This is a genomic window from Iodobacter sp. BJB302 (assembly GCF_002735645.1).
Lineage (GTDB): Bacteria > Pseudomonadota > Gammaproteobacteria > Burkholderiales > Chitinibacteraceae > Iodobacter.
In genome coordinates, this window is the sequence record NZ_PDZG01000036.1 from 40,404 (window position 1) to 50,506 (window position 10,103).

Sequence of the window (10,103 nt, forward strand, 5' to 3'; positions counted from 1 at the left end):
TAAACCGAATGAGGGCAGCTTTTAAGTTGTTGATTACTTGTGTTTAAGTTTTTTATATGTCCCGGAAATAGTGTTGCCGATATTTGTTTTTGTATTTATTGCCAAATTTTAGAGAGTTATTCTTATGAGTGCTGTCAAAAAAGCGCTTTCTGCCTATGGGCAAACTAGCTTAGATACCGTGGTTGAGTCTGCCAGCCCCCATCAATTAATTGTGCTGCTCTATGAGGGGGCTATCAAAGCGATTCAGCTGGGTAAAATCTATATGCAGCAAGGCTTGATCGCGCAAAAAGGCGCTGCGATTTCAAAAGCAATTGCAATTATTGAAGATGGCCTGCGTTTGGCTCTGGATAAGGAAAATGGCGGCGAGCTGGCAGAAAACCTTGATGCCTTATACGACTACATCAGTTTTGAATTGCTGCAAGCCAATATCAATAATACCCCTGAGCGTTTAGATGAGATGCTGGGTTTGCTTGATCAGCTGAAAGATGCCTGGTTGTCTATTGGCTTTAGTAAAGTAGAATCAGCCGTGCCGGCCACGGAGCGGGATGAACAAGACCGGAGTCTTTTAAGTTATGGGCGTATCTGATTTTTCTGTGTATGCAGATTTGAAAGCGTGCACAACAAAAATGCTTTCAGCCGCTAAGGCGGAAGATTGGGATAATATGTTGTTGCAGTCGCAATTTTTTGCAGAATTAAGCTCGAATTTGCCTATTATTCAATGGGGCGCGTTAACTAGCTTGGAGCAGCAACAGCTCGCTGAACTGTTGCAAGAATGCAATCAAGACGTGCAAGAGTTGGAGCAAAGGGCGATTAGCCAACGTGGGGAGTTGGCTGCGCTTTTGCAAAATATGCATAACACCGGAAAACTACAACGCGCGTATGACGTCTAATAATGACCTGCCAGCCCCGGCAGGGGAGATCGTCTTATGAATGGCATCGTCATCACTTGGGTACAGTTGCTTTATATCAGCCTCGTATTAATTTTATTTTACGTGGCTGAATTGCTTCTGTTTATGCGCAAAGCTTCTGCGCATAAGGGAGTTAGCCCTGATTCTTTTGAAGCGGATGCGCTTCGGAAGGAAATTGCTCAGCTTCGGTTTGAAATGGATGCACTTAAATTGCGCCTTGTGGCAACACAGGCCGAGTGGAGCCAGCCGGCTGAGCTGGTTTTAGAGTCCAGCCAGGAAAGCCCTTATAGTCACGCAATACGCTTGGCCAAATTAGGGGCTGATTCAAATAGTGTCGCGCACCAATGCGGCATATCGCGTGGTGAGGCCGATTTAATCGTGGCTCTCTACCGATCCAGTACACAAAGATAATCATGTTGCCCGGCACCAGTCCAATCAGCCTTGTTCAGCACTACCTTAAAGCACAAGAGGGGGTGGCTGAAGTCACGCGAATTTCTGCGGATGATGTGCGTTATACCGTAGGGGAGCGTGTGCATGCGACGGTGGCCAGTCTGCTTCCTAACGGGCGCTTTGCTGTGCTGATAAAAGATCAGCTGCTTGATTTAAATTTGCCCAGAAATACGGAGCCGGGTGAAAAGCTGGATCTGACCGTGGTGACCAGTAATCCCAAACTCACTTTTTCGATTAATAGTGGCGCTGCGCAGCAGCCTGCGCTGCCTCAGGAGATGGCCCTGAGCCAGGGGGCGCGTTTTTTGTCCTCGCTTCTGGCTAAGGGGGAGGCAGGCAAGGATGGCCTTGCTTCTGTTTTAAATCAGGCCCAGCCGCTGTTTGAGGGCGCGCCAGATACTGCAAAGCTGGCCGATAAGCTTGCGCAAAAGCTGGCCAACAGCGGCTTGTTTTATGAATCGCATCAGGCCGAGTGGGTGAATGGCGAGCGGCCTTTGCAGGCTTTACTCAAGGAGCCACAGGCGGGCTTACTTAAAGTGCCCTTGCAAAGTACTGCTGCATCGCCTGATGGTGCTGAAAAAAATACTGCTGTAATTCCCTCTAAAGAAAATGGCACAGAGAAACCGGCATTGGCACCTGATGCCAGTGCTGCCTTGCGTCATTTAGTGCAGCAGCAACTTGATGTGTTGGAGCAGCGTCCGGTTGTCTGGAATGGGCAAGCTTGGTCTGGGCAGGCTGTGCGCTGGGAAGTGGCCCCGGAAAATGAGCGCGAAGCCAGTGGCAGACAAGAAGAAATGCAGCGCAGCTGGCAATCCAGAATGGATTTGCAGCTTCCAAACTTAGGTGATGTGGGTATTGTTGCTGTGTTACGTAATGGTGAGTTTTCTTTACGTTTTGAAGCCTCAGCTGAAACAGCAGATAAAATTCGTGCTGAAACCAAGTCATTACAGAATCGTTTTGAGGCCGCAGGGCTCACCCTCATCTCAAGTCAGGTCGTGAATGCAGAGCCTGTGAATGTCACGTAAACACCCCAGTAGTGCACGTCAGCAAGCTGTTGCTCTGGCTTACCAGCAGGGTAATAGCTCGCCCCGTGTTGTTGCTAAGGGTAAAGGCTTATTGGCCGAGCGTATTATTGAACGTGCTCAGGAAGCAGGTGTGTTTGTGCATGAGTCGCCAGAGCTGGTGGCCATGCTGATGCAAGTGGATTTAGATCAACATATTCCCCCGCAGCTGTATCGTGCCATCGCTGAATTGCTGGCCTTCGTTTATCATCTGGAACGCGGAGAAACAGCGATCGCGCCTGTTTTTGATTTACCGCCCCTCGTCGACGATCAGCCAGAGTAAATACATGCTTCGCCATCATTTAAAAACGGCAACCTATGCAGTTGCCGCGCTTTTCTTTGCCCTCGGTTTTAACTACGGTAGCTGGGCTTCTCGTTTGCCCGCTATTAAATCACAACTTAATTTAGATCCGGCACAGGTTGGTTTTTTGCTTTTGGCTGCGGGCCTAGGCGCTGTGTTTTCTTTTCCGGTGACGACTTCTGTCTTACAGCGCTTTGGATCAAAAAAAGTATGCCTAGGGGCGGGGCTGGCTTTGCCGCTGGTGTTGCCCGCTTTGGCTTTTGCGCCAAATTATGGTTTTGCTCTGGCGATTATGGTTTTTGAGGGCGTAGCGCACAGCTGCCTGAATGTGGCAATGAATGCGCAGGGTGTCGCTGTAGAGTTAGAAAACGGCAAGCCGATTATGTCCAGGCTCCATGCCATATTTAGCTTAGGTGGCTTAGCTGCTGCTTTGTTTGCTTCTTTAATGACTGGGGTTTCTCCTGGGCTGCCTCTGCATCTTTGTATTGTGGCTGTGTTGATCTGGGGGGGCGTGCTGTGGGCTTCGCCCCGTTTATTTGCTGATCGCACTGAGGCCGCATCTGCGGGCGGAAAGCGTTTTTCCCTGCCAACAGGAATGGCCGTTTTGCTTGGCTTGACTGCCTTGTTCGGCACCATTGTTGAAGGCTCAATGGTGGATTGGACAGCGCTGTATTTACGCAATGACTTACAGGCCGAGCAATGGATTGCACCGCTTGGTCTGGCCAGCTTTTCTGGTGCAATGCTTTTGGCCCGCTGGTTTGGTGATGGCTGGCGTGCTCGCTGGGGTGAGCGAACGCTCTTACTGGCAGGCAGCAGTGTTGCCGGGTTGGGTTTGTTGCTGGGGCTGGCTGTGGGTGGCGTTCTGCCTGCGCTGATTGCTTTTGCACTGGTGGGCTTGGGCGTAGCCGCCGTTTCGCCGTGTGTTTATATGGCTGCAGCAAGGCAGGGGGCTGTGGCTTTGGCTGCGGTCACGACGATGGGGTCGATTGGTGCTTTGATGGGGCCGCCTGTGATCGGCTTTATTGCTCATATCAGTACCCTGGGGTGGGGCTTGGCCTTTGTGGCGCTTGGGGCGCTGATGATTGCGCTGTTGGTGAGGAAAATAAGCTGGCCCGCTTGAACTAAAAAGCATCGCTGGCTTGATTGCCACGCGATGCTTTTTTTCATCAGGTTTAAATCCAGCCAAAACCATTTAAAAGAATAATGCCAATTAATAAAGGTGCAATATAGCGCAGTAAAACAAACAGCACTCTGATCAGAGTGGCATTGTTTAATGTACCACTATTAGAGAGCGCTTCTTTTAGCTTGGGTAATCCATAAGACCAGCCTGCAAACAGGCAGATAAAAATGCCGCCCAGTGGTAAAAGAATATTTGAGCTGATGTAATCAAATAAATCAAAAGCATTCAGGCCAAACAATTTAAAATTAGCGGTAAGCGATTGTGACAGCGCAGCAGGCAACCCAAAGAGAGCAATAATCAAAATGCTGATGGCCGTGGCTTTTTTACGGCTCCAGTCGCAGCGTTCAATCAGCATGGCAACTGGCACTTCTAAAATGGAAAGAATGGCGCCCGTAGCGGCAATGGCTGTCAGGATAAAAAACAGCGCCATAAAAATGCTGCCGCCTGGCATGCTGTGAAATACCGCTGGAATCGTAATAAATACCAGCGACGGGCCCGCTGCGGGCTCAAAGCCAAACGCAAACACGGCTGGAAAAATCGCAATCCCGGCAAGCAGGGAAACGGTCAAGTCAGCAAACATCACCCGAGTCGCTGTCAAAGGAATATTTTGTTCGGCACGGAAATAGCTGCCATAAGTGAGCATTGTGCCCATGCCGATGGATAGTTTAAAGAAAGCCAGGCCCACTGCCGTTAAAATAACAGCTGCATTAATTTTACTAAAATCAGGGGTAAATAAGAATTCAAGGCCACGCATCGCGCCAGGTAAAGTCAGGCTGCGGATACATAGCGCAATCAGCAGCAAAAACAAGATGGGCATTAGTTTTTTGCTGACCGCTTCAATGCCCTTGGATACGCCACACATAATAATTGTGCCGGTAAAGCCCAGTACAATCCATTGCCAGATTAATGCAGATTGTGGATTAGCAACTAATTCACCAAATACCGCTTTGGTGTGTGCTGGATCAACTGAGCTTAACTGGCCTGAGAGTGCTTTAAAAATATAGGCAAAAACCCAGCCTGCCACTTCGGTGTAAAAGGCCAGAATAAGGACTGCAGCCGCTACGCCCATATAACCAATTAATTTCCATCCCCCTTGGCTTTTGGGGGCCAGCTTTTCAAAGGTGGTAATTGCATTGGCTCTGGATGCGCGGCCCAGCATGATTTCAGTAATCATCACGGGTAAGCCCACTAAAAGCGTGGCAATGATGTAAACCAAAAGAAAGCTTGCGCCACCGTTCGTCCCGGTGAGGTAGGGAAATTTCCAGATGTTGCCAAGGCCAACGGCGGAGCCTAGGGTGGCAACAAGCACGCCAAAGGTAGAAGTAAAGCCGTCGCGGGATGAACTGCTCATAATGTATTTCCTGTTCTTGAAAGCAAATTAACGTTGTTTATGTCTTTAAACACCCGGCATGGCTTACTTGCTGAGTGCTGGCCGGGCTGGGGCGGGTATAATCGGCCATGCAGCCAGCCGTACTTAAGCCCGGCAAGCTGCTTAATAACGGAGCCCTGCATGTTTAAGTATCTAGAAGACTTTGTCGGCCACACGCCTTTAGTGCGTTTGAAACGGATGCCCGGCAATACCAGCAATATTATTTTAGTGAAGCTTGAAGGTAATAACCCCGCTGGATCAGTGAAAGACCGGCCCGCATTATCCATGATTCGGCACGCGGCGCTACGGGGCGATATAAAAACAGGCGATACTTTAATCGAAGCGACATCAGGAAATACCGGTATTGCACTGGCAATGGCCGCTGCTGTGATGGGTTATAAAATGGTTTTAATCATGCCCAAAAGCGCCAGTATTGAGCGGGTGCAAAGCATGAAAGCCTATGGCGCGGAAGTAATTTTGGAAGAAAGCATGGAAAGCGCCCGTGATTTGGCGCAAACAATGGTGGAAAAAGGGCGGGGCATCGTGCTTGATCAGTTTGCCAATGGCGATAATCCGCTGGCTCATTTTGAAAGCACAGGGCCAGAGATCTGGCAGGATACTCAGGGTTTAATCACCCACTTTGTTTCCAGTATGGGCACCACCGGCACAATTATGGGCACGGGGCGTTATTTAAAACAGCAAAATCCAGCGGTGCAGATTGTGGGTGTGCAGCCTTGCGATGGGGCGCAAATTCCGGGTATTCGCAAATGGCCTCTTGAATACGTGCCTGCTATTTGTGATTTTTCAAAATTAGACCGGATAATGGAAGTCAATCAGACGCTTTCAGAAGAAACCACGCGCCGTTTGGCAAGAGAAGAAGGCATTTTTGCTGGGATTTCATCGGGGGGGGCTTTGGCTGCAGCCCTGCAGTTATCGCAAGAAGTAGAAAACGCAGTGATTGTTTCCATTGTATGTGATCGCGGGGACCGCTATCTTTCGACCGGCGTGTTTCCTGCGTAAGGGGTTTATTCCCGCAGGCGGGTCTGAGCGCCTTAAGGCCTGCATTATTTCTCTTCTTTGAGCGAGCACCTTGGGCTTCAGCATAAAAAGTGGATCGCTGGCTCACAGAGAAAGTCATTAAATTGTTCGTTTTTTCTGTAACACTTTGCGTTCTCTTTGATTCGTGATTTTGCGCTTTCAGCTTTAAACTGACGCATCTTTATAGTCAGGGATGCTTTGAAGTATTCATTTAGATGTATTTGTAAGGAACAAGCATGACCCCTGTCGATCTGCATTGCCATTCAAACCATTCCGATGGCCTGCTCCCTGCGCGTGAAGTGGTGCGTAAAGCATTTGACCGGGGCTGCCAATTATTTGCACTCACCGATCATGACGAAACGCGCGGCCTTGCCGAGGCGGAAGACGAAGCCCGGCAATTAGGGATGAAGTTTATTAATGGCGTGGAAATCTCGGTGAGCTGGGGCAAGCATATTTTGCATATCGTTGGTCTTGGTTTTGATCGCAATAATGAAGCCCTGCTGGCAGGGCTGGCCAGCGTGCGCTCCGGCCGGGGTGAGCGTGCAGAGCGTATGGCCGCCGAGCTGGATAAGGTGGGCATTCATGGCTCTTTAGAAGGTGCACGTCAGTATGCAGATAACCCGGAAATCCTGAGCCGGGCACACTTTGCCCGTCATTTGGTCAAAACAGGCGTGTGCAAAGATATGGGCTCAGTGTTTAAGCGCTATTTAGTGCGGGGCAAACCAGGCTTTGTTGAGCACGAATGGGCGCGTTTGCACGAAGCGATTGAGTGGATTACCGGCGCGGGCGGTGTGGCTGTACTGGCTCATCCGGCCCGTTATGAAATGGGCAATGAAACTTTACGCGTACTACTCACCGAATATAAACGCCTTGGTGGCGAAGCCATTGAAGTGGTTTCCGGCTGCCACGGTATTCCTGATGCAGCGCGATTTGGCCGGCTGGCTCAGGAATTTGGCTTTTTGGCTTCTTGTGGCACGGATTATCACGCAACCGGCGAAGGCGCACGTGAGCCAGGTCTAAACCCTGATTTACCTATGGACTGCCAGCCCGTCTGGCATCGCTGGTTGCCACCAGAGACGATGCCCTCTTCAATTTCAGCAGGTTAAACAATGTCTCAGTTTTTTTCTATTCATGCAGAAAACCCGCAAGCACGTCTGATTAAACAAGCGGTCGATATCATTCATAAGGGTGGGGTGGTGGTTTACCCAACCGATTCCTGTTATGCCATTGGCTGTAAGCTTGACTCAAAAGATGCATTAGAGCGGATCAGGCGTATCCGCCAGCTGGATGATAAGCATCACTTCACCTTGGTTTGCAGTGATTTATCGCAAATTGGCACTTACGCCAAAGTGGATAATCGTGTTTACCGCATCCTGAAGGCAACAACGCCTGGCAGCTATACTTTTATTTTGGAAGCCACCAAGGAAGTACCACGCCGGGTTTGGCATCCTAAAAAATCCACAATTGGCCTGCGCGTGCCTGATCATCCGATTGCCCTGGCCATGCTGGAAGAATTGGGCGAGCCGATATTGTCTTCCACACTGATTTTGCCTGGCGATGAAGAGGCTTTAACCGATGCATGGGAAATTCGGGACCGGCTGGAGCACGAGGTGGATCTGGTGATTGAAGGCGGTTATTGCGGTATGGAGCCAACAACAGTGGTGGATTTATCCGGTGATACTGCCGAGCTGATGCGGGCTGGTAAAGGCAGCTTGGCTCCTTTGGGTTTATAAAGCATCAGCATCGTTGTATGGCACATTAATAAGGATTGTGAATGGAATTAAATCTGATTCAGAAAATCGCCATTTGGGCATTGCCGGTTTTGTTTGCCATTACAGCACACGAGGCAGCCCATGCTTATGTGGCGAAAAAGTTTGGCGATCCAACTGCTTACTTATTAGGCAGGGTTACATTTAATCCGCTTAAGCATATTGATCCGGTTGGGACCATTTTATTGCCTTTAATTTTTCTTATCCTACCTGGCGGCTTTTTATTTGGCTGGGCAAAGCCCGTGCCGGTCGATTTTGGGCGGCTGAAAAAACCTAAGCAGGATATGTTGTGGGTAGCCGCTGCAGGGCCTGCGGCTAATTTTGTGATGGCGATAATCTGGGGCTTGTTTTTTAAGCTGGCTGAAGGCTTGGACGGCAACTCGTTTCAATTGCCGCTGGCTTATATGTCGCAAGCAGGGATCAGCATTAATGTGTCTTTGATGGTGCTGAATTTAATTCCGCTGCCACCGCTGGATGGCGGACGAATACTGCTCTCATTATTGCCCAATCATCTTGCTGTAAAGCTGGCGCTTGTTGAGCCCTATGGCATGTTTGTTCTGATTGGTTTGCTGGCTACAGGTGTACTAGGCAGCATCATGGCGCCATTTATGGCGTTGGCTTATCGCCTGATCCATTTTATTGTTTAAATAATGCTTTTGAATGCTGCCGGACAGGGCTTTGCCCTGTCCTTTGATTGTTTTTTATAGGATTTGCGATGTTCCCCGATCGTGTTCTTTCTGGCATGCGCCCTACTGGCAAGCTGCATCTTGGTCATTATCATGGTGTACTAAAAAATTGGGTGCAGTTACAGAGTGAATACCAGTGCCTGTTTATGGTGGCTGACTGGCATGCATTAACCACGAATTATGATGATGTAAGCATCATTGAAAAAAGTGTATGGGATATGGTGATTGACTGGCTTGCTGCTGGTGTAGACCCGGCACAAGCCACCATCTTTATTCAAAGCCGTGTGCCGGAGCATGCGGAATTGCAGCTATTACTCTCCATGATTACACCGCTGTCCTGGCTGGAGCGCGCCCCAAGCTATAAAGATCAGATCGAAAAGCTCAGCCATAAAGATTTAGATACCTTTGGTTTTTTAGGCTACCCGCTATTGCAGGCTGCGGATATTTTGCTTTATCGCAGTAATTTAGTGCCGGTTGGCGAGGATCAGGTGCCGCATATAGAAATCACCCGCGATGTGGCCCGTCGTTTTAACCATGTGTTTGGTAAAGAAGTGGGTTTTGCAGAAAAAGCTGAAGCCGCAATTAAGAAAATTGGCGGTAAAAAAGGTAAGCTTTACGATGGATTACGCACCCGATATCAGCAGGATGGTGATGTGGAAGCGCTGGAGGCTGCGCGCTCGCTGCTGCAGGAAACACAAAATCTGAGCCATGGCGACAGAGAAAGATTGTTTGGTTATTTAGAGGGCGGTGGAAAAATGATTCTGCCCGAAGCTCAGCCGCTGCTGACTGAGGCGCCGCGTTTGCCTGGGCTGGATGGGCAAAAGATGTCCAAGTCTTACGGAAATACTATTAATTTGCGTGAAAGTGCCGATGCAGTGGCAAAGAAAATCCGGCAAATGCCTACTGATCCGGCCCGTGCACGCCGTACAGATGCGGGAGAGCCTGAGCGTTGCCCTGTATGGAAATTGCATCAGGTTTATTCATCACCCGAAGCCCAAAGCTGGGTGGTTGAAGGCTGTAAGAGCGCGGGCATTGGTTGCCTGGAGTGCAAACAGCCGGTGATTGATGGCGTGCTTGCAGAGCAAAAACCAATGTTTGAGCGTGCTCAGCCCTATTTGGAAGACCTTACTTTAGTGAAAAGCATTGTGGCCGATGGCTGTGAGCGCGCAAGAGATCTGGCCAGAGATACTATGCGGGATGTTCGGGAAGCCATGGGGCCGGTAATTGTCAAGATAGTTGAGATGTTTTTACGATTTAAGCGACCTGTAATTCCTCGCTTGTTTTAGGCTCAATAGCCCGGTCGGGGTTCAATTGCACTTCATCTTGCCAGCTCCAGTTCCGAGT

The 10,103-nt window shown here is 49.5% G+C and carries 12 protein-coding genes; 11 read left to right on the forward strand and 1 reads right to left on the reverse strand.

Translation table 11 applies throughout. The features are described from left to right. The first annotated feature begins 124 nt into the window (after nucleotides 1-124). Genes fliS through CSQ88_RS12810 form a run of 6 tightly spaced genes read left to right on the forward strand, consistent with a single transcriptional unit; the run spans nucleotide 125 to nucleotide 3,837 of the window. Nucleotides 125-586 carry a flagellar export chaperone FliS gene (fliS, locus tag CSQ88_RS12785; RefSeq protein WP_099398480.1) on the forward strand — a complete coding sequence of 154 codons (462 nt, stop codon included), beginning with the start codon at nucleotides 125-127 and terminating at the stop codon, nucleotides 584-586. Beyond that, on the forward strand, nucleotides 573-890 hold the full coding sequence (locus CSQ88_RS12790) for a flagellar protein FliT (RefSeq protein ID WP_099398481.1): 318 nt from the start codon (nucleotides 573-575) through the stop codon (nucleotides 888-890). The genes fliS and CSQ88_RS12790 overlap by 14 nt, the downstream gene beginning before the upstream one ends. A 36-nt stretch (nucleotides 891-926) precedes the next feature. Beyond that, complete coding sequence (locus CSQ88_RS12795; protein WP_099398482.1) at nucleotides 927-1,319, forward strand: DUF2802 domain-containing protein; 393 nt, start codon at nucleotides 927-929, stop codon at nucleotides 1,317-1,319. A 2-nt stretch (nucleotides 1,320-1,321) separates the two neighbouring features. Continuing rightward, nucleotides 1,322-2,380 (forward strand): flagellar hook-length control protein FliK, encoded by a 1,059-nt coding sequence (locus CSQ88_RS12800; protein WP_099398483.1) that lies wholly within the window; start codon nucleotides 1,322-1,324, stop codon nucleotides 2,378-2,380. Then, nucleotides 2,370-2,699, forward strand: a complete 330-nt coding sequence (locus tag CSQ88_RS12805) for an EscU/YscU/HrcU family type III secretion system export apparatus switch protein (RefSeq protein ID WP_099398484.1) — start codon at nucleotides 2,370-2,372, stop codon at nucleotides 2,697-2,699. The genes CSQ88_RS12800 and CSQ88_RS12805 overlap by 11 nt, the downstream gene beginning before the upstream one ends. Nucleotides 2,700-2,703: 4 nt before the next feature. Then, nucleotides 2,704-3,837, forward strand: a complete 1,134-nt coding sequence (locus tag CSQ88_RS12810) for an MFS transporter (RefSeq protein WP_099398485.1) — start codon at nucleotides 2,704-2,706, stop codon at nucleotides 3,835-3,837. 52 nt (nucleotides 3,838-3,889) lie between these two features. Here CSQ88_RS12810 and CSQ88_RS12815 read toward each other — a convergent pair whose 3' ends face one another. Beyond that, nucleotides 3,890-5,248: a sodium-dependent transporter gene (locus tag CSQ88_RS12815; RefSeq protein WP_099398486.1), complete on the reverse strand. Its 1,359-nt coding sequence runs from the start codon at nucleotides 5,246-5,248 to the stop codon at nucleotides 3,890-3,892. A 159-nt stretch (nucleotides 5,249-5,407) separates the two neighbouring features. On the opposite strand from CSQ88_RS12815, the gene cysM reads away from it, so the two are divergent. The 5 genes from cysM to CSQ88_RS12840 all read left to right on the forward strand — a co-directional run bounded on the left by cysM (nucleotide 5,408) and on the right by CSQ88_RS12840 (nucleotide 10,045). After that, nucleotides 5,408-6,286, forward strand: a complete 879-nt coding sequence (cysM, locus tag CSQ88_RS12820) for a cysteine synthase CysM (protein WP_099398487.1) — start codon at nucleotides 5,408-5,410, stop codon at nucleotides 6,284-6,286. 254 nt (nucleotides 6,287-6,540) lie between these two features. Then, entirely contained in the window at nucleotides 6,541-7,410 is an 870-nt protein-coding gene (locus CSQ88_RS12825; RefSeq protein WP_099398488.1) for a 3',5'-nucleoside bisphosphate phosphatase, read from the forward strand. A gap of 3 nt (nucleotides 7,411-7,413) precedes the next feature. After that, nucleotides 7,414-8,037 carry an L-threonylcarbamoyladenylate synthase gene (locus CSQ88_RS12830; RefSeq protein WP_099398489.1) on the forward strand — a complete coding sequence of 208 codons (624 nt, stop codon included), beginning with the start codon at nucleotides 7,414-7,416 and terminating at the stop codon, nucleotides 8,035-8,037. A 41-nt stretch (nucleotides 8,038-8,078) separates the two neighbouring features. Further along, nucleotides 8,079-8,720 (forward strand): site-2 protease family protein, encoded by a 642-nt coding sequence (locus CSQ88_RS12835; protein WP_099398490.1) that lies wholly within the window; start codon nucleotides 8,079-8,081, stop codon nucleotides 8,718-8,720. Between the two features lie 68 nt (nucleotides 8,721-8,788). After that, the gene (locus CSQ88_RS12840; RefSeq protein ID WP_099398491.1) at nucleotides 8,789-10,045 is read left to right on the forward strand and encodes a tryptophan--tRNA ligase; all 1,257 of its coding nucleotides are present in this window, start codon (nucleotides 8,789-8,791) and stop codon (nucleotides 10,043-10,045) included. Nucleotides 10,046-10,103: the final 58 nt, after the last annotated feature.